This window comes from Stenotrophomonas sp. 1278, assembly GCF_029892765.1.
In the GTDB taxonomy this organism is placed as follows: domain Bacteria; phylum Pseudomonadota; class Gammaproteobacteria; order Xanthomonadales; family Xanthomonadaceae; genus Stenotrophomonas; species Stenotrophomonas indicatrix.
In genome coordinates this window covers 31,080-48,639 of record NZ_JARXWD010000022.1, presented here as the reverse complement: position 1 = coordinate 48,639, position 17,560 = coordinate 31,080, and the positions used below count along the sequence as shown (strand labels likewise).

Annotated in this window: 18 protein-coding genes and 1 tRNA gene; 9 read left to right on the top strand and 10 right to left on the bottom strand. The window is 66.3% G+C overall.

Annotation, left to right across the window (positions count from 1 at the left end; translation table 11 throughout):
- Position 1 precedes the first annotated feature (1 nt).
- Positions 2–865, top strand: a complete 864-nt coding sequence (locus tag M2299_RS16500) for an A24 family peptidase (RefSeq protein ID WP_025874291.1) — start codon at positions 2–4, stop codon at positions 863–865.
- An 11-nt stretch (positions 866–876) separates the two neighbouring features.
- Complete coding sequence (gene coaE / locus M2299_RS16495) at positions 877–1,488, top strand: dephospho-CoA kinase (protein WP_080150569.1); 612 nt, start codon at positions 877–879, stop codon at positions 1,486–1,488.
- A gap of 52 nt (positions 1,489–1,540) precedes the next feature.
- Here the strand turns inward: coaE and M2299_RS16490 are convergent, their stop codons facing one another.
- The 8 genes from M2299_RS16490 to M2299_RS16455 all read right to left on the bottom strand — a co-directional run bounded on the left by M2299_RS16490 (position 1,541) and on the right by M2299_RS16455 (position 8,086).
- Positions 1,541–1,927, bottom strand: coding sequence for a hypothetical protein (locus M2299_RS16490; RefSeq protein WP_025874288.1), 387 nt, complete (start codon positions 1,925–1,927; stop codon positions 1,541–1,543).
- 511 nt (positions 1,928–2,438) lie between these two features.
- Entirely contained in the window at positions 2,439–3,809 is a 1,371-nt protein-coding gene (locus M2299_RS16485; protein WP_080150572.1) for a HAMP domain-containing sensor histidine kinase, read from the bottom strand.
- The gene (locus M2299_RS16480) at positions 3,772–4,449 is read right to left on the bottom strand and encodes a response regulator transcription factor (RefSeq protein ID WP_025874286.1); all 678 of its coding nucleotides are present in this window, start codon (positions 4,447–4,449) and stop codon (positions 3,772–3,774) included. The genes M2299_RS16485 and M2299_RS16480 overlap by 38 nt, the downstream gene beginning before the upstream one ends.
- An 8-nt stretch (positions 4,450–4,457) precedes the next feature.
- Entirely contained in the window at positions 4,458–4,931 is a 474-nt protein-coding gene (locus M2299_RS16475) for a hypothetical protein (protein ID WP_025874285.1), read from the bottom strand.
- Between the two features lie 89 nt (positions 4,932–5,020).
- Complete coding sequence (locus tag M2299_RS16470) at positions 5,021–5,497, bottom strand: hypothetical protein (RefSeq protein WP_099843460.1); 477 nt, start codon at positions 5,495–5,497, stop codon at positions 5,021–5,023.
- A 255-nt stretch (positions 5,498–5,752) separates the two neighbouring features.
- Positions 5,753–6,631 carry a 30S ribosomal protein S6--L-glutamate ligase gene (rimK, locus tag M2299_RS16465; RefSeq protein ID WP_100436835.1) on the bottom strand — a complete coding sequence of 293 codons (879 nt, stop codon included), beginning with the start codon at positions 6,629–6,631 and terminating at the stop codon, positions 5,753–5,755.
- Positions 6,632–6,724: 93 nt separating this feature from the next.
- On the bottom strand, positions 6,725–6,973 hold the full coding sequence (locus tag M2299_RS16460) for a hypothetical protein (protein WP_223486525.1): 249 nt from the start codon (positions 6,971–6,973) through the stop codon (positions 6,725–6,727).
- An 87-nt stretch (positions 6,974–7,060) separates the two neighbouring features.
- Positions 7,061–8,086: a helix-turn-helix domain-containing protein gene (locus tag M2299_RS16455; protein WP_280884701.1), complete on the bottom strand. Its 1,026-nt coding sequence runs from the start codon at positions 8,084–8,086 to the stop codon at positions 7,061–7,063.
- A gap of 90 nt (positions 8,087–8,176) precedes the next feature.
- On the opposite strand from M2299_RS16455, the gene M2299_RS16450 reads away from it, so the two are divergent.
- Genes M2299_RS16450 through M2299_RS16440 form a run of 3 tightly spaced genes read left to right on the top strand, consistent with a single transcriptional unit; the run spans position 8,177 to position 11,313 of the window.
- Complete coding sequence (locus tag M2299_RS16450; protein WP_280884700.1) at positions 8,177–9,388, top strand: YbfB/YjiJ family MFS transporter; 1,212 nt, start codon at positions 8,177–8,179, stop codon at positions 9,386–9,388.
- A gap of 33 nt (positions 9,389–9,421) precedes the next feature.
- The gene (locus M2299_RS16445) at positions 9,422–9,847 is read left to right on the top strand and encodes an acyl-CoA thioesterase (RefSeq protein WP_099843467.1); all 426 of its coding nucleotides are present in this window, start codon (positions 9,422–9,424) and stop codon (positions 9,845–9,847) included.
- On the top strand, positions 9,841–11,313 hold the full coding sequence (locus tag M2299_RS16440; RefSeq protein ID WP_280884699.1) for an acyl-CoA dehydrogenase family protein: 1,473 nt from the start codon (positions 9,841–9,843) through the stop codon (positions 11,311–11,313). Before M2299_RS16445 ends, M2299_RS16440 begins: the two co-directional genes overlap by 7 nt.
- A gap of 57 nt (positions 11,314–11,370) precedes the next feature.
- Here the strand turns inward: M2299_RS16440 and M2299_RS16435 are convergent.
- Positions 11,371–11,444, bottom strand: a tRNA-Gly gene (locus M2299_RS16435).
- Positions 11,445–11,550: 106 nt separating this feature from the next.
- Positions 11,551–13,383, bottom strand: a complete 1,833-nt coding sequence (locus tag M2299_RS16430; RefSeq protein WP_280884698.1) for an autotransporter domain-containing protein — start codon at positions 13,381–13,383, stop codon at positions 11,551–11,553.
- A gap of 207 nt (positions 13,384–13,590) precedes the next feature.
- Here M2299_RS16430 and thiS point away from each other — a divergent pair, with 207 nt between their 5' ends.
- From thiS to M2299_RS16410, 4 genes are all read left to right on the top strand, one after another.
- Positions 13,591–13,791 (top strand): sulfur carrier protein ThiS, encoded by a 201-nt coding sequence (gene thiS / locus M2299_RS16425; protein WP_280884697.1) that lies wholly within the window; start codon positions 13,591–13,593, stop codon positions 13,789–13,791.
- A gap of 132 nt (positions 13,792–13,923) precedes the next feature.
- A complete protein-coding gene (locus M2299_RS16420) occupies positions 13,924–14,718 on the top strand; it encodes a thiazole synthase (RefSeq protein ID WP_032975186.1) in 795 nt (264 codons plus the stop codon).
- Positions 14,718–15,452, top strand: a complete 735-nt coding sequence (trmB, locus tag M2299_RS16415; RefSeq protein ID WP_025874277.1) for a tRNA (guanosine(46)-N7)-methyltransferase TrmB — start codon at positions 14,718–14,720, stop codon at positions 15,450–15,452. Before M2299_RS16420 ends, trmB begins: the two co-directional genes overlap by 1 nt.
- A gap of 27 nt (positions 15,453–15,479) precedes the next feature.
- Positions 15,480–17,327, top strand: a complete 1,848-nt coding sequence (locus M2299_RS16410) for an SLC13 family permease (RefSeq protein WP_025874276.1) — start codon at positions 15,480–15,482, stop codon at positions 17,325–17,327.
- The last annotated feature ends 233 nt before the right edge of the window (positions 17,328–17,560 follow it).

Below are 17,560 nucleotides of genomic sequence, written 5' to 3'. Positions count from 1 at the left end.
CATGGCTTTTCTTGACCAGCATCCCGGCCTCGGCTATCCCGCCGCGGCCGGCCTGGGACTGCTTCTGGGCAGCTTCCTGAACGTCGTCATCCTGCGCCTGCCCAAGCGGCTGGAATGGCAGTGGAAGCGCGATGCGCGCGAGGTTCTGGAGGAGCCGGACTTCTACGAGCCGCCCCCGCCGGGCATCGTGGTGGAGCCTTCGCACTGCCCCCACTGCAAGCACAAGCTGGCCTGGTACGAGAACATCCCGCTGTTCAGCTGGATGATCCAGGGCGGCAAGTGCCGCCACTGCAAGGCGCCCATCTCCATCCAGTACCCGCTGGTGGAGGCCCTGACCGCGGTGATGGTGCTGGCCTGTGTGTGGCAGTTCGGCTTCGGCTGGCAGGGCTTCGGTGCGATCGTGCTGACCTGCTTCCTGATCGCCCTGTCCGGCATCGACCTGCGCACCCAACTGCTCCCGGACCAATTGACCCTGCCGCTGATGTGGCTGGGGTTGATCGGCAGCATCGACAACCTGTACATGCCCGCCAAACCGGCCCTGCTCGGCGCCCTGCTGGGCTACCTGTCGCTGTGGTCGGTGTGGTGGCTGTTCAAGCAGCTGACCGGCAAGGAAGGCATGGGCCACGGCGACTTCAAGCTGCTGGCCGCGCTGGGCGCCTGGTGCGGGATGAAGGGCATCCTGCCGATCATCCTGATGTCGTCGGTGCTGGGCGCCCTCATCGGCTCGATCTGGCTGTACAGCCGTGGCCGTGACCGGGCGACACCGATTCCGTTCGGCCCCTACCTGGCACTGGCCGGCTGGCTGTTCTTCATGTGGGGCGAGCCCCTGCTGAACCAGTATCTGGTGATGAGCGGGCTGCGCTGAGGGGAGTCCCCATGAGCCAGTATGTGGTGGGTCTGACCGGCGGCATTGCCTCGGGCAAGAGTGAGGTAACCCGGCGCTTCGAGGCGCTGGGTATTGTCGTGGCCGACGCCGACCTGGCCGCGCGCGCGGTGGTGGCGGTGGGCAGCCCTGCCCTCGCCCTGATTGCCGAGCGCTTCGGTGCAGACATGCTGCTCACCGACGGCGCCCTGGACCGGGCGCGCCTGCGTGCCCACATCTTTGCCGACCCGGCCGAGCGGACGGCGCTGGAAGCAATCACCCACCCGGCCATCCGCCGGCTGATGCAGCAGCAGTGCGAGCAGGCCGCCAGCCCCTATGCGCTGGCGGCGATCCCGCTGCTGACCGAAGTGGGCGGTCGCCAGGCCTATCCGTGGCTGGACCGGGTGCTGCTGGTGGATGCCCCGGAAGCCGTGCAGCACGCCCGGCTGATGCAGCGCGACGGCATCGACGCCGCGCTGGCCGACCAGATGATCGCCGCCCAGGCCACCCGCGCGCAGCGCCTGGCGCTGGCTGATGATGTGGTCGTCAATGATGGCCATCCGGATGACCTGCAGGCGCAGGTCGAGCGGTTGCATGCGCGGTACCTGGTGTTGGCGGCAGGGTAATCCTGCAGGTCCATCGGCACCGCGCGAACGCGCATCCACGCATGGCGTGGATCTACTCCAGCTGCTGGCGGGCGTAGCGGGCCAGTTCGCGGGCGGCCAGCAACAGACCTTCCACTACATCCGGCGGCAGTTGCTGGCCCGCGCTGCCCTGCACGCGTGCCGCTTCGGCGGCGTGCAGCATCTGGATCAGCGCATTGAGACCGGCCAGGGTACGGCTGAGGCTGGCCAGGGTTACGGCCTGCGACGGACTGAGACCGGTGCCCTTCCGCGTCTGGCCATCGGCGTTGTCGCGGCCATCCATGCGTGCCATCAGCGCGGGCAGCAGGTCGCTGGGTTCGGCCAGCACGTCTTCGATGCGTTCGGCGATGTCGGCCGGCAACTGATCGGCGGATTCGCCGACCAGGCGGCGCAGGTTCGGATAGGTGGTGCGTGCAGACATGGCAATGCTCCTCGCAGACGGCAAGGCCACCCGCGGATGCGGGGTGGCGGACGGTGCGGGTTGGCGTACCGGAGACCCAACAACTCGAAAGCAAGGAAAAAGACTCCAGCGGACTCTTGCGAGTCCCCACGCACCGCCCGCCGAAGCAGAAGGCATGCGATGCATTTTCCACGATGGCCAAAGCGCATCTGGAGCTTTCAAGTTGTCGGGTTTATTCAGGACGCCAATCCCGGCCGGGGCGATGACCCCGACCGTGCCATCTCGCCAGCTGCATGCATTGCGGTCATGAGGCGAAAACGCCATGCGGCCAACCGTCTGCGGAACCGTGCGGTGTGACACGCGCAGGGCGCGGAATGCATCACGCAGGTGTCGTGCTGGACCAGAAACGCCGCGCCTTCGCGGAAGCTGCATTGGCGTTGCATGCGACATTTCGCGCCGAGCGGGAGATTTTGGCGACGGAGGATTCGTGCCGACCAAGGTCGGCACCCACCAAAGCGGCAGCCAGAAGGCGTTACAACGGCTTCGGCGAGAACGTCAGTGTGGCGATCACGCCGCGGGCGCCGCCCGGGCGCACGCTCACCTGCCAGCCGTACAGATCGCACAGGCGGCTGACGATCGACAGGCCAATGCCACCGCCCTGCGAGTGACCGGCATGGGTACCGCGGTAGCCGCGCTGGAACAGCTTGGCGGCATCTTCCTCGCTCAGGCCTGGCCCGCTGTCGGTCACCGACACGGCGTTGGTGCCCACATGTACGCGCACCTCGCCATCCTGCGAGTACTTCACCGCATTGCCAATCAAGTTGCCCAGCGCCACCGACAACGCCGCTTCGGGGGCATCGATGACCAGATCGCGTTCGCCATCCAGGTGCAGCTCCAGCGGCTTGCCACCCAACTGGGCGCGGTGCGCGTCCAGCAGCTGTTCGGCCACCCGGGCCACATTGCTGCTGCCCTGCCCGCGTTCGTTGCGCGACAGCAGCAGCAGCGCGCCGATCAGATCGCTGCACTGCTGCTCAGCACGCTGGATGCGCTGCAGGCGCTGCAGCACCTTTTCGTCCAGGCCGGGGCGGGTCAGCAGAAGCTCGGTGGCGCCACGGATCACCGCCAACGGCGTGCGCAGCTCGTGGCTAACATCGGCATTGAACTCACGGTCGCGCTGCACCACTTCGGTCAGCCGCGAGGAATAGTCATCCAACGCCTGTGCCAACTGGCCCACTTCGTCATCCGGGAAGCGCGGCGCCAACGGCTCGGGCTCACTGGTACCGCCACGGTACGCACGCAGGCGCGCGGCCAGATCCGAGACCGGCTTCATCACCTTGGAGGCCGACCACCAGCCCAGCACCAGCGACAGCAGGCTGAATACCAGCACCGACAGGAACAGCGCGCGGTTGAGCTGCTGCCCACCGCGGACGCTGTCGGTCATGTCGTAGGCCAGGAACGCCCAGGCATCGGGAGTCTTGCGCACGGCCAGCTTGTAGGAATAGCGCTCGCCGCGCTCGTCCACACCGCCCATGTTGTACAGGCCGTCCTTGAACTCGTACCAGTCCGGCTCCTCCTCGCGCAGGGCTTCGAACTTGTCCGGCTTGATCAGGCGCGCGCGCATCTGCTGCACCGGCAGGTCGGGGTTGCGGTCCGGGCTTTCGTAATAACGCCGCACGTACTCGCTGATGTTGCGGTTCATCACGTCTTCCACCAGCTGGTTTTCCACCCGCATGCGGGCCCAGTTGGTGGCGAACGCGAACAGTGTCGTCAGGCAGAAGCCCAACAACACGAACGAGACGATGATGCGGCTGCGCAGGCGCCGCCGATAAGGCGTGCGCCGGCGCTCCCCCTTGCTTGCCACAGAATCAGGCTTCCGGCGTAGCGATGCGGTATCCGATGCCATGGCGGGTCTGGATCATCGGCACTTCAAAGGGCTTGTCCACCACGGCGCGCAGGCCGTGGATGTGCACGCGCAGCGAATCGGAGTCCGGCAGCTCTTCGCCCCAGACACGGGTTTCCAGTTCCTGCCGGGTGACCACGGCCGGGGCCGCTTCCATCAACGCCTGCAGGATCTTCAGTGCGGTCGGGTTGAGCTGCAGCAGCTTGCCCTGGCGGCGCACTTCCAGCGTGTCGAGGTTGTATTCCAGATCACCGGTTTCCAGCACACGGGTCTGCACGCCCTTGCCGCGACGCGACAGGGCGTTCAGACGCACTTCCACTTCCTGCAGCGCGAACGGCTTGATCAGGTAGTCGTCAGCACCGGAATCGAAGCCGGCCAGCTTGTTGTCCAGCGAATCGCGCGCGGTCAGCATCAGCACCGGGGTCTGCTTGCGCGCTTCATTGCGAAGCTTGCGGCAGACTTCGATGCCGTCCATGCCGGGCAGGTTGAGGTCCAGGACAATCGCGTCGAACTCGTGCACGACAGCCAGATGCAACCCGGTCACTCCGTCGGCAGCGAAGTCCACGGTGTGGCCCCGGTCCTCCAGGTAGTCGCCCAGATTGGCCGCAATGTCGCTGTTGTCTTCGATTACCAGGATTCTCACTGTCACCTCTAATTGACGAATTTACCGACGCGCTGGGCCTGGCCCATGTCGCGCTGTGCCTTGTCCTTCTGCCGAGCACGCTCGGCGACGGTCATGCATTGCGTGGACGACATGTTGGAACCAATGGTCTTCTCACGTCGGCATATTAGACGACTATCTTCACGCGCCTGTGTCAAAACGGTGTTCACGACCTGCTGATCGTTGAAGACCTCAGTTCGTACCGATTCAGGCATCGCGTCCTTGGTCGGGTACTGCTCGGCGGCGGCACGGATGCGAACCAGGGTCTCGCGGACCTTGCCGCGCTCTTCCTGACGCAGCTCGGAATAGGTTTCGCCATCGTTGAGCTCGATCTCGATGCGCTCTACCTGCTGCAGCAGCGGCTTGCCCGGCAGGAATACCTCTTCGGCACTCTTGGCCCCTGCCGAAGCAGCGACCAGGGCCAACGCCGAAACCAGAACCGCTGATATCACTGGATGCTTCATGACAAACGAATCCCTGTCTGAGGTGAACGCCGACTGTATGCGGATGCCCGCTCTGCCAGCAAGTGCTGGCCGGCAGGGTGCAGGCGGCCTTAAAGCTTGGAGTCCGGGTTCAAGTTGCTGTAGGTGCGCTGGTCGTTGAGCAGGGCCTTGCCCTTCTCTTCGATGCGGCGCCGTTCGGCCACGGTCATGCAACGGCTCTTGGGCATGTTGCTGCCCGTGGTGCGCTGGTACGAGCAGATCTGGCGGCTGTCGTCGTGGGCGCGCGTCAGGATGCTGTTGACCCGCTCCTGATCGTTGAAGACGTCGTTCTGCACCTGCGGCGGCAGCTCCTGGACGGTCTGCCGGTCGCCCATCCGCTGGGTGATCCGCGCCAATGCCTGCTGGACCTGACTGCGGTCCTCGGCGGAGATTTCGTTGTAGTCGCCCTGCCGCAGGGCTTTTTCGACCTGGCGGACCTGCTCGGCCACCGGGGTCTGGCGGTCCATCTGCACAGCCGCCTTTTCCGGCTTGGCCAGTGCAACGCCAGGCAGGCACAGCAACAGCACGATCATCGTGGTGCGGTACATCGCCAACCTCCCGATCCTTCGGAACGAAGGCCCAACTCTACGAGTGTCCCCACGTGCCCACAAGGGCCCCTTGGCAGGGGGACACAGGGCATAAAAAAGACCCAGGCGGTGCACCCGCCTGGGCCTGAAGTTGTATCCCGATACCGATCCTGCTGAGAGGCAGAGCTGCGGTTCGTTGAAGGCTACGCCCGGGGCGATTAAAGCAGCGTTAAACCCGCCAACCCCGCCTGAACTTAATTTCAAATCGCTGAAATATCAGGGTTTTTTGATCTTCTCAACGTGTTCGATGATGCGTGCGGCCACATCCACCCCGCAGGCGGCCTCGATCCCTTCCAGGCCCGGGGTGGAGTTCACCTCCAGCACCAGCGGGCCGCGCTCGGAGCGGATCAGGTCCACCCCGCAGACGCCCAGTCCCAGCGCCTTGGCCGAACGCACCGCCACCTGCTGTTCGGCCCGGCTGGCCTTGGACGCCACCGCCGTGCCGCCGGCATGCAGGTTCGAGCGGAAATCCCCCTCCGGCGCCTGGCGCTGCATCGACGCCACCACCTGGTCGCCGACCACGAAGCAACGCAGGTCGGCGCCCTTGGCCTCGCCGATGAACTCCTGCATCAGGAAGTTGGCATACAGGCCACGCAGGGCTTCGACGATGCCGCGCGAGGCGCTGGCCTTCTCGGTGAGGATCACGCCACGGCCCTGGGTGCCTTCATTGAGCTTCACCACATGCGGCGGTGGGCCGAGCATGGACAACAGGTCGACAGTGTCATCCGGGTTGTCACCGAAGACGGTAACCGGCATGTCGATGCCCTTGGCCGCCAGCAGCTGGTGCGCCCGCAGCTTGTCGCGCGAGCGCAGGATCGCGTCGGACGGATTGGGCGTGCGTGCGCCCATCAGTTCGAACTGGCGCAGCACGGCGGTGCCATAGCGGGTGACCGAAGCACCGATGCGCGGGATGACCGCATCCACGCCGGTCATCGGCCGCCCCTTGTAGTGCATGGAAAAGCCGTCCGCGGCGATGCGCATGTAGCAGCGCAGCGGATCCAGGATGCGCACGGTATGGCCGCGCGCGCGCGCGGCCTCGACCAGCCGACGGGTGGAGTACAGCCGGGTGTTGCGGGACAGGATGGCGAGCTTCATCGCAGTGGGATCGGTCGGCAGGCGCGCAGCATAGCGTTTCAGCGTTGCGTCTGGATGATGCTGCCCGGCCCGCGCGCAACCGCGCTGCCCAGCTCACTCCATGCCTGGCAACACCGGCGGACAGGTGCGTGCCGCTTCACCCAACGCGGCGATGCAGGCCATCTGGATGACCGACCCACTGAAGGCGTCCTGATAGATCTGCCCGATCAACCGCGCCGCCTCCGGGCCACCGGCACGCCCGAGTGCTCGAACCGCTTCGACCTGTTTGGCCGAGCCGATGCCGGCCGAAAGAAAGATCCTGTGCAGCCGTGTGACAACGTCATCCCTGCTTTCCACGCGCATGTTTCCACTTGAAAGGAGTCTGGACGCTAAACGGGCTGCCATCGGTGTGCCATGGGGATTGTTGAAAGCCGGTGCTTGTCAGCGACGTCACAGTTGCCTGCGCAGCAATGCCGGCGTCAGCCGGGTCATCTTCAGCGTCAGTTTGCGCAACGATGTCGCATTGGCATAACCGACCCGTTCTGCAACGTCATCGATGGACAGATCGGTCATCTCCAGCAGGCGCTGCGCCATGCGCATGCGCACCGCCTGCACCAACACGCGCGGCGAACTGCCGGTGACCCGGTGTACCCGTCGCGCCAGCGTGCGGGTGGTCAGATGCAGGCGTTGCGCGGCCTCTTCCATGCCCAGCGGATGCGGCAGGCTGGTTTCGATCAACGATTCAAAACGGCGCACGGTGTCATCGTCATGGTCGGCGCCCTGCCACGCCATGTAGCGCGCCTGCGTGCTACGGCTGTCGACCAGCAGGAAACGCATGACCGCTTCGGCCACCTCGCGGCCCGCGTACTGCCGTACCAGATGCAGCATCAGGTCCATCTGCGCCATCGCCGCGCCGGCGGTAGTGAGGCGGCCGTCTTCGACCACCATACAGGCCGGATCCAGCCGCGCGCGCGGGAAGCGACGACGCAGCAGGCTCGACAATGCCCAGTGGCTGGTGATGCGACGCCCATCCAGCAGCCCGGCCTCGCCCAGCACCAGCACGCCCGAGCAGCTGGCACAAGTACGCCCACCTCGGTCGTGGAACTGCCGGGCCAGCTGTGCCAACTGCTGCGCATCAACCATCGCCAGGCGGCGCAGGGCGATGCCATCGGTGTAGCGCGCATCCAATCCGCAGGGCTCGTGTCCGTTGACGTCGAGCATGCCGTCCAGGCCGAGGCTGGGAATCACCAGTATGCCAGGGTCACCGTCGCCGATGCTCGACAGCGGATCCGCGCGCAGGGTCATGCCGTTGCTCAGGCGCAGCTGGCGGCGGCTGCCGACCACCCGCCATCGGAACGCCGGTCGGCCCAGCCGCTCGGCGGAGCGGTTGGCGAAGTCCAGTACGTCCAAGGTCGCTCCGACGCTGGCTGCAAGGGTGCCGTCGAGGACGGCGATCACGAACTCTGGCGTGTCCATTGCGGATTCTTTTTTGTCAATCAGGACACCTCGCAGTCTAGATCAGGACCGTTCTAATGGGGGACGGGCTGATCAAGGAGACGCCAGCAAATGCATTCCGGGCCACATGCCACCGCCTTGGCGTCAGCGCGCAGTGCGCTGCCCTCGCTGTGGCCCGCCTTCGCGCTGTGCCTGTCGATGGCGGTGGCCAACGGCCTCGGCCGCTTCGCCTACGCGCTGCTGCTGCCGGCCATGCGCGAAGACCTCCTCTGGAACTACGCGCAGGCCGGCTGGCTCAACACCGCCAATGCGCTGGGCTACGTGTTGGGGGCCGCATCGGCGTATGCCCTGCTGCACCGGGTCAGCGCACGTCGCCTGTTCCAGGTGGGGCTGGGTCTGTGCCTGTTCACTCTGGCCGCCACCGGCGCCAGTGGAGCGCTGCCATGGCTGAGCAGCCAGCGCGCGCTGAACGGCATCGGCGCGGCGTGGGTGTCGGCGTGCGGCAGCACCCTGGTGCTGCTGCATTACCGCCACGCACCGGCGCGACGCGGCGCGGCCACCGGGCTGTTCTTTGGTGGTGCAGGCATCGGCATCGTCGCGGCCGGGCTGGCGGTGGCACCACTGCTGGCACTGCGCGGCCCTTCGGCATGGCCGCAGGCGTGGATGGCGCTGGGCGCGGTGGGCCTGCTCGCCTCACTGTGGCCATTGCGCCTGGCCGGCCAGGTGCAGGAAGCGGCAGCCACGGCCGAGGCGGATCGCAGCGGGCCACTCCCGCTGCGCCACCTCGGCGCCTGCCTGGCCGCGTATTTCTGCTGGGCCGGCGGCTACATCATCTACCTCACCTTCATCTTCGCCTGGTTGCGCGAACACGGCCTGTCCTGGCAATCAGGTGTGGCGGTGTGGAGCGTGCTCGGCATCGCCATCCTCGGCTCGGGCCTGCTGTGGCGCCGCGCGCTCGCGCACTGGCCCGGTGCTTACACGCTGTCGGTGTGCTGCGCCATTTCGCTGCTGGGTACGCTGGCGCCACTTCTGGGCAGCACCTCCAGCCTTTTCATTTCAGCGGCCGTGTTCGGATCCAGCGTGTTCATCGCTGCGGCCGCGATCGCGGTGCTGGTCCGGCAGAACCTGCCGGCAGCACGCATCGGTCGCGCGATGGCGCTGTTCAACCTGGCCTTCGCAGCAGGCCAGGCGATCGGTCCGGTCGCCGCCGGCGCGATAGCCGATCGCATCGGTCTTGATGGCGCGCTCTGGCTCAGCGCCGCGCTGCATCTGGCCGCCGTCCTGCTGCCGTGGACGGCACGCGCTCCACGACACGCCGCCTAGCGCCTGCATCCCACACCCGTCCGAGGCCCTGCCATGCGCATCTCCATCTCGCCCCGCTTTTCCGAAGTCGACGTACTCGGCCATGTAACCAACACCGCGCTGCCGGTGTGGTTCGAACACGGGCGGCTGCCGATCTTCCTGCAGTTCAGCCAGAGCGAAAACATGCGCGACCTGAGCCTGATCCTGCGCCGCTACGAGATCGACTTTCTCAAGCAGATACGGGCCAGCCACGACGTCGAGATCGAGACACGCATCGATGCGATCGGCCGATCGTCGCTGTCGATCGTGCAGAGCGCGCTGCAGTACGGGCAGCTGGTCGCCAGCGGCCGCTGCGTGATGGTGCATTTCGATTACGCCGCCAACACCACACGGGAGATCGACAGCGCACGCCGCCACGCGCTGTCGATCTTCTTCACCGAAGCGTACGCACAGTCATTGGCAATGAGGGAACCATGCTGACCAGGACACACCGCGATACCGAGACCTTCCTACGGCAGATCCAGGCTGCGCTGCCGGCGTTCGACAGCCGCGTGCTGCCGCAACAGCCACTGCCGAAGGAGCGCTGGACCGAACTGATGGACCAGGGCATCTGCCTGCCGGCGATTCCGGCTACACACGAGGGCCGGCACAGCCACCGCGAGATGTGCGAGGTGATCGAGATCGTGTCCGAGTACAACCTGCCCTTGGGCATGTACACGATGATCGTTACCGTGCTGTTCCTGCGCAACGTGGCACTGTCCGGATCACCGGCACTGCAGGAAGAAGTCTTCGACGACTTCCAGGAGAACCCGGTGATCGGCGGGATCGCCTTCACCGAGCCGGAATTCGGCTCGAGTCTGGCGCGGATGAAGACTACCTACGAGGAAACCGATGCGGGTTACCACGTCCGTGGCAGCAAGCACTGGCAGGCGTTCAGCGCGCAGGCCGACTGGTGGATCGTGTGCGCAAGGCAGTACGCCGGCAAGGAATTCGGCTACTTCGTCCATCGGCGTTCGGAGGGCGGCTTCGTCACCACCGAGGTATACGACAGCCTGGGCCTGAAGAACCTGGGCTATGGCCTCAACGACATCGATATCCTGGTGCCGGCGCAGAGGCGGCTGGACAAGCGCCGCAGTGGCCTGGGCGATACCGCCGAGATTCTGTGTGCCTCCCGCTTCAGCAAGGCGGCGATGTCCAGTGGCTTCCTGCGCAGGCTGTACCGCGAGGCGCTGGCGCAGACCAAGGGGCGAAAGATCGGCAAGGGTTGCCTGTACGACATCGACTACGTGCGCTACAAGGTGTCGCGCATCCGCAACCACTACGTGATCTGCAACGCGCTCTACCATCACCTGCTGCTGGAAGAGGACTACCGCCACGACATTGCTGGCAGCATGTTCGCCTCGCTGGCGACCAAGGTGCTCTCATCGGAACTGATGCTGGAATCGGCCATCGACTACCAGCAGCTGTGCGGCGGCGAGGGCTATCGCACCGGCGCGGACAACATCGCAGCGACCGCCCTGCTGGATGCGCGGGTCTATACCCTGTTCGACGGCACCAACGACCTGCTCTGCCAGCACCTGGCCGACATCGCGTTGCGCGAGATGCACATCGGTGGCCTGTCGGGCTTGGGCGAAGTGCTGCGCGAGAACCGCCATACCCGCCACGCGGCAGCGCAGGTGTGGCAGCTCGATGGCATCGACACCGACAACCTGAGCCAGGCCGGACGGGTGATCCTCGGGCGTATGCTGTCACGTGCGTTCGGGCTGGATTGCCTGGTCCGCCGCGCGCAGCGCCTGCACCTGATGCCGGGCGCCGGCCTGGTTGCGCGCGACGACGAATCGCAGGCGCGCTATGACCGTCGCGACATCCGCTTGGCGTCGAAGCTGCTGATGCTCAACCTCAATGCGTTGCGGGAAGAGCTGGAATACGTGCAGAACGAGGACTGACCACGAAAAAGGCCGCCCACGGGCGGCCTCGGCATCATTCCATCCCAGTTGCCAGGATGGAGCGGGCGAAGGGAATCGAACCCTCGTCAGTAGCTTGGGAAGCTACAGCTCTACCATTGAGCTACGCCCGCGTTGCCCGACAAGTCTATGCGGGGCACGTGTTCAAACGCAACGGGCAGGCCCTTGCAGCCTGCCCGTGACGGTGACGGCAGGCCCGCAGGCCTGCCGTCGTGTGCATCAGAAGCTGCCGCTGAAGCTGGCAAACAGCGTCGCGTCCTGCGCACGCTTCTGCAGGGTGGTGGCGCTCAGGCCGATGTTGCTCTGCAGGCCGAACAGCTCCATGCGCGCGCCCAGGATGGCGGTTGCATAGTTCTTGTCGAAGTCCATGCCCGGCACGCGGTACATGCCGACGTCCGGCAGGCTCTGCACCCAGGCGCTGGCCTGCTTGGTGTCTTCGAACTCGTGGTCGTAGGTCACCTGTACGTACGGCTTGACGGTGCCGCCGTCGAAGCGGGCCTGCCAACCGATACGGCCGACGGTGGAATCGACATCCTGCTTGCCGTAACCCAGCGCGGTGGCCAGGGTGCCGGCATCGGCGCTTTCGGTGTAGCCGTCGATCTTGACCTGCTGCCAGATCACCGAGGCGATCGGGCCGTGGCGGAAGCCACCTTCGGTGCCGAACTCGTAACCGGCGTTCAGGGCAGCGGTCAGGTTGCTGCCGTCTGGCGAGCCACCGTGTTCGCGGGTGGCCGGGCCGAGCTGGACCTTGCGGTTCACGTCATAGGACAGCCAGGTGTAGCTGACCTGGCCATTGACCCAGATGCGGTCGCCGTACCAGCCGGCGAACAGACCGGCCGTGGTGTCCTTCTGGGTGAAATCGCCACGGCTGTTGCCGAAGTCGGCATTCAGGCGGCCAAAGCCGGCGAAGCCGCCGAAGACCATGCCGTCACGTGCCCAGTCGACACCGAACAGGCCGGCCGGGGCCAGGCCGTCGTACAGATCGGCGTGGTCGTAGCGCTGCATGTCACCGCGCACGCCGCCCCACCAGGACATCCCGTCGGCCGGGCGGCCGGCCTGGTGCAGGCTGACCTGGTCGGCGCGCGAACGGCCGATGGTCTGTGCCGAGTGGCTCAGCACCTGCTGCAGGCGCGGGCCTTCCAGGATCGAGATGGCGTACTGGCCCAGCATCTGGTGCGCGGCCGTGGTCGGGTGCACGTCATCGGCGAACAGGTAGCTACTTGCCGCATCCGGACGCACATAGGCCAAGGGGCTGCAGGTCAGCGACGACGGCACGTTGCAGGCCCGGCCGGTGACGTTGCTGAAGCCGTACATGCCCGGGCTGGCGATGATTTCGCGCAGCAGCGTGTAGGTGTCCAGCGGAATGAAATCGATGCCGGCCTGCTTGAGACCGCCATAAAGCGCGCTGTTGTAGGCGTTGGACAGCGCCGTCCCCTGCACGCGCGCGGCAGCGCCGCGATCGATGAAGCCCGGAGTGGAGCCGATATCGGGCAGGTTCGGAACCAGCACGTACTCGGCACCGGCCTGCTTCAGGCTGGCCACGATACCGATCTGGTCAGTGACCGCCGAGCCGATGACTGCCGGCGCCTGGGCCGGGTTGGTGATCTGGAACAGGTCGTTTGCGCCACCCCAGACGGTGTACAGCGCGCGCGGATCCGCCTTGCCACCGTTGGCGGCCAGGTAGTTGGCGGTCTGCGTCTTCAACGACGGCACCAGCACGTTGCCCAGCTGCGGGTTGCGGAAGTCGGTGCCGACCCGGGCGCCGCCGACAGCGTAGTTGTCGCCGGTCTGGCCGTTGCCGTTCGGGCTGGCGTTGGTGCCGTAGTAATCGGCCACCCACTGTGCCCACTCCCAACCGGGGTTGGTGGTGGACTGGCCGGTGACCGGACGCACGTCGGCCGGCAGCAGCGGACGGAAGTAGCCGCTGTCGGTCAGGCTGTCACCGATGAACACGGTGCGGGTGAACGGGGATTCGCCTGCCATGGCCGGCAGCGCGGCCAGCGCGATCGCGGCCGCCATGAGGGAGCGGATCGGGCGTTTGCTGAGCAGCATGTAAAAACTCCTGTGGGGATATCGTTTGAGGATCCGACGCACGTACGCCGGCGCACGGTGAATGGTTTCACTGCGCCGCCAATTGCTCACGCTGCGCCGCCGCATGGATTGTCGCTCGAGCCAGGCCCGGCGGGCTTTGCCGGTGCGGGCGTAGCGCACAACTTGCAACGGTTCCGATGCGAACCGGCAATCAGCGACAATGGCCCCATGAACATCCAGCTCAATGGCGAACCCCGCACCCTGCCCGCTTCGGCGACCCTCCTGGACCTGCTTGCGGTCGAGCAGTTGCTGCAACGCCGGGTGGCGGTGGAGGTGAACGGCGAGATCGTCAGCCGCAGCCGTCATGCCGAGCATGTGCTGGACGAGGACGATGTGGTGGAGATCGTGCATGCCCTCGGCGGCGGCTGAGGCATCCCGCGCTCCGCGCTCGCCGGGCATGGCCCGGCGCTACCCTGCGCATCCGTTCCGGTAGCGCCGGGCCATGCCCGGCGGCGTCGAAGTGACGACCCCATCTTCAGGCGGATAAGCGATAATCGCGTCATGAACGCTCATGTCTCCCCCGATTCGCTGGTGATCGCCGGCAAGACCTACAGCTCGCGGCTGCTTACCGGCACCGGCAAGTTCAAGGATCTGGAAGAAACCCGCCTGGCCACCGAGGCCGCCGGCGCCCGGATCGTCACCGTGGCCATCCGCCGTACCAACATCGGCCAGAACCCGGGCGAACCGAACCTGCTCGACGTGCTGCCGCCGGACCGTTACACCATCCTGCCCAACACCGCCGGCTGCTACACCGCCGAGGATGCCGTGCGCACCTGCCGCCTGGCCCGCGAACTGCTGGACGGCCACAACCTGACCAAGCTGGAAGTACTGGGCGACCAGAAGTCGCTGTACCCGGACGTGGTGCAGACCCTCAAGGCCGCCGAGCAGCTGGTCAAGGACGGTTTCGAGGTGATGGTCTATACCTCCGACGACCCGATCCTGGCCAAGCGCCTGGAAGAGATCGGCTGCGCTGCGGTGATGCCGCTGGCCGCGCCGATCGGGTCGGGCCTGGGCATCCAGAACAAGTACAACCTGCTGCAGATCATCGAAGACGCCAAGGTGCCGATCATCGTCGACGCCGGCGTGGGCACCGCGTCGGATGCGGCGATCGCGATGGAGCTGGGCTGCGACGGCGTGCTGATGAACACCGCCATCGCCGGTGCGCGCAACCCGGTGCTGATGGCCAGCGCCATGCGCAAGGCCGTGGAAGCCGGCCGCGAGGCGTTCCTGGCTGGCCGCATTCCGCGCAAGCGCTATGCCAGTGCGTCCTCCCCGATCGATGGGTTGATCGGCTGATGACCAATCCATTCGACAGCGCCGGTTCGAAGGCGCCGCCCAAGCCGTTCACGGTCAACGAAGGCCGCCGTGAAGTGCGCAGCTTCGTGCTGCGCCAGGGCCGTTTCACCCCGGCCCAGCAGCGCGCGTTCGACGAGCGCTGGCCGCGTTTCGGCCTGGATTTCAGCGGTGAACCGCGTGATCTGGATGCCACCTTCGGCCGCGATGCGCACAAGGTGCTGGAAATCGGCTTCGGCAACGGCGCCGCGCTGCGCTTCGCCGCCCAGCAGGACCCCAGCCGCGACTACATCGGCCTGGAAGTGCACGCACCTGGTGTAGGCCGCCTGCTGAACGCGCTGGCCGACGACAATGCCGACCACGTGCGCCTGTACCACCACGACGCGGTGGAAGTGCTGGAAAAGGAAATCGCCGATGGCGCGCTGGACGAAGTGCGCATCTACTTCCCCGACCCGTGGCACAAGAAGCGCCACAACAAGCGTCGCCTGATCCAGCCGGGTTTTGCCGAGCTGCTGGTGCGCAAGCTGCGCCCCGGTGGCCGCCTGCACTGTGCCACCGACTGGGAGGATTACGCCGAGCAGATGTGGGACGTGCTCGATGCCACCCCCGGCCTGGTCAACCGTGCCGGTCCGCGTGGCAGCGTGCCGCGCCCGGACTGGCGCCCGCAGACCCACTTCGAGACCCGCGGCCAGAAGCTCGGCCATGGTGTCTGGGACCTGTTGTACGACCGCACCTGATGAACGCCTGAGGACGCCGCGCCCGACATGGATACCGCGCTGACGCTGACCACTGACATGAAGCTCGTGCTCGGGCTGGTCGGCTTCACAATGGCGATGTTCCTGTTCGAGCGCATCCGCGCCGACGTGGTCGCGCTGGTGGTGCTGGTGGTGCTGGGCGTGACCGGCCTGATCGCGCCGGAGGAGATCTTCGGCGGCTTCTCCGGCAACGCGGTGATGAGCATCATCGCCACCACCATCCTGGGCGCAGGCCTGGACCGCACCGGTGCGTTGAACCGGCTCGCGGCCTGGCTGCTGCGGCGCGGCCATGGCGTGGAGCAGCGGCTGCTGATGATGACAACGGCCATCGCCGGCCTGAACTCGTCCTTCATGCAGAACCCGTCGGTGATGGCGCTGTACCTGCCGGTTGCCTCGCGTCTGGCCGCGCGCACCGGGCTGACCATGCAACGCCTGCTGCTGCCGATCTCGGCGGCGATCGTGATGGGTGGCGCGCTGACCATGGTCGGCAACTCGCCGCTGATCCTGCTGAACGATCTGCTGGCCTCGGCCAACAACAACCTGCCCTCCGGCCTGGCCACCATCGAGCCGCTGCGCATGTTCGCGCCGCTGCCGATCGGCATCGCCCTGCTGATCGCCTCGCTGCTGTATTTCCGCTACTACGGCGACCGCAAGCTGGTGGAAGAGGAAAGCCTGGTCAACGACGGCACCACGCCGGCCCGCACCGAGAGCTACTTCGCCAAGACCTACGGCATCGAAGGCGACGTGTTCGAGCTGGTGGTCACCGCCGAGAGCCCGCTGGTCGGCATGACCCTGGGCGAGGCCGAGAACCTGCATGACGCGCCGCTGCTGCTGGCACTGAAGACCGGCAATGACACCCGCCTGGCACCGCCGGCGGAAATGCGCATCTGGGTGGGCAGCGTGCTCGGCGCGATGGGACCGCGCCAGCAGATCCACGATTTCGCGCAGAACCAGTTCCTGCGCATGTCCTCGCGCCTGAAGCACCTTGGCGATCTGTTCAATCCCAGCCGCGCTGGCATTTCCGAGGCGGTGGTGCCGCCGACCTCCGGCGTCATCGGCAAGACTGCAGGCGAGCTGCGCCTGCGCAAGGAACGCGGCATCAGCCTGCTGGCGATCAACCGCGACAAGCAGGTGATCCGCGAGGATGTGCGCGATGTGCAGCTGCGCGCCGGCGACATGCTGGTCTTCCACAGCATCTGGACCGACCTCGCGCAAGCGGCCAAGAGCCGTGACTTCGTGGTGGTCACCGATTACCCCACTGGCGAGCAGCGCCCGCACAAGTTCAAGATCGCCATGGCGATCTTCGCGCTGACCATCCTGATCGCGCTGACCAGCAAACTGCCGGTGGCGCTGACCCTGATGACCGGCGTGGCCGGGATGCTGTTGACCGGCGTGCTGCGCATGGACGAGGCCTATGCCTCGATCAACTGGAAGACGGTGTTCATGATGGCCGGGCTGATTCCGCTCGGCTGGGCGATGGATTCCAGCGGCGCAGCGGCATGGGTGGCCGGCCATACCATCGACAAGCTGCCCACCGGCATTCCGATCTGGGTGCTGGAACTGGCGCTGGCGCTGCTGACCACGGTGTTCTCGCTGGTGATCAGCCATGTGGGCGCGACCATCGTGATGGTGCCGATCGCGGTGAACCTGGCGCTGGCGGCCGGCGGCAATCCCACGGCGTTCGCGCTGATCGTGGCGCTGTCGGCGTCCAACAACCTGATGACGGCGTCGAACCCGGTGATTTCGATGATCACCGGCCCGGCCAACTACACCCCGCGCGAGATGTGGCGGGTCGGCGGCCCGCTGTCACTGATCTACACCTGCGTGGTGGTGGTGATGATCAACCTGATGTTCTGAAGGTTGGGTTTGTTGGCAGGGCTGCGCCCTGCACCCGCAGAGGCAACGACAACGGCCACGGCAACGGCCTGCATTCCTTGGGATGGCGGGGTGGGTCCGGTTGCGGGGGACGCCGTGAACCCCGCTCCGCGGTCCGGCCCAGCCGCTGGCGGCTGTGCGTTCGGGCGCTTGCGAAGCAGTGCTTCGCGAGCAAAGCGCCCTCACCCCTGGGGGCTTGGCCGCGGCATCCATGC

What these genes read in the sequence shown, in the direction of transcription:
- M2299_RS16500 (WP_025874291.1), top strand. Translation starts at nt 2, where the DNA reads ATGGCTTTTCTTGACCAGCATCCCGGCCTCGGCTATCCCGCCGCGGCC.
- coaE (WP_080150569.1), top strand. Translation starts at nt 877, where the DNA reads ATGAGCCAGTATGTGGTGGGTCTGACCGGCGGCATTGCCTCGGGCAAG.
- M2299_RS16490 (WP_025874288.1), bottom strand. Translation starts at nt 1,927, where the DNA reads ATGTCTGCACGCACCACCTATCCGAACCTGCGCCGCCTGGTCGGCGAA.
- M2299_RS16485 (WP_080150572.1), bottom strand. Translation starts at nt 3,809, where the DNA reads ATGGCATCGGATACCGCATCGCTACGCCGGAAGCCTGATTCTGTGGCA.
- M2299_RS16475 (WP_025874285.1), bottom strand. Translation starts at nt 4,931, where the DNA reads ATGAAGCATCCAGTGATATCAGCGGTTCTGGTTTCGGCGTTGGCCCTG.
- M2299_RS16470 (WP_099843460.1), bottom strand. Translation starts at nt 5,497, where the DNA reads ATGTACCGCACCACGATGATCGTGCTGTTGCTGTGCCTGCCTGGCGTT.
- rimK (WP_100436835.1), bottom strand. Translation starts at nt 6,631, where the DNA reads ATGAAGCTCGCCATCCTGTCCCGCAACACCCGGCTGTACTCCACCCGT.
- M2299_RS16460 (WP_223486525.1), bottom strand. Translation starts at nt 6,973, where the DNA reads ATGCGCGTGGAAAGCAGGGATGACGTTGTCACACGGCTGCACAGGATC.
- M2299_RS16455 (WP_280884701.1), bottom strand. Translation starts at nt 8,086, where the DNA reads ATGGACACGCCAGAGTTCGTGATCGCCGTCCTCGACGGCACCCTTGCA.
- M2299_RS16450 (WP_280884700.1), top strand. Translation starts at nt 8,177, where the DNA reads ATGCATTCCGGGCCACATGCCACCGCCTTGGCGTCAGCGCGCAGTGCG.
- M2299_RS16445 (WP_099843467.1), top strand. Translation starts at nt 9,422, where the DNA reads ATGCGCATCTCCATCTCGCCCCGCTTTTCCGAAGTCGACGTACTCGGC.
- M2299_RS16440 (WP_280884699.1), top strand. Translation starts at nt 9,841, where the DNA reads ATGCTGACCAGGACACACCGCGATACCGAGACCTTCCTACGGCAGATC.
- M2299_RS16430 (WP_280884698.1), bottom strand. Translation starts at nt 13,383, where the DNA reads ATGCTGCTCAGCAAACGCCCGATCCGCTCCCTCATGGCGGCCGCGATC.
- thiS (WP_280884697.1), top strand. Translation starts at nt 13,591, where the DNA reads ATGAACATCCAGCTCAATGGCGAACCCCGCACCCTGCCCGCTTCGGCG.
- M2299_RS16420 (WP_032975186.1), top strand. Translation starts at nt 13,924, where the DNA reads ATGAACGCTCATGTCTCCCCCGATTCGCTGGTGATCGCCGGCAAGACC.
- trmB (WP_025874277.1), top strand. Translation starts at nt 14,718, where the DNA reads ATGACCAATCCATTCGACAGCGCCGGTTCGAAGGCGCCGCCCAAGCCG.
- M2299_RS16410 (WP_025874276.1), top strand. Translation starts at nt 15,480, where the DNA reads ATGGATACCGCGCTGACGCTGACCACTGACATGAAGCTCGTGCTCGGG.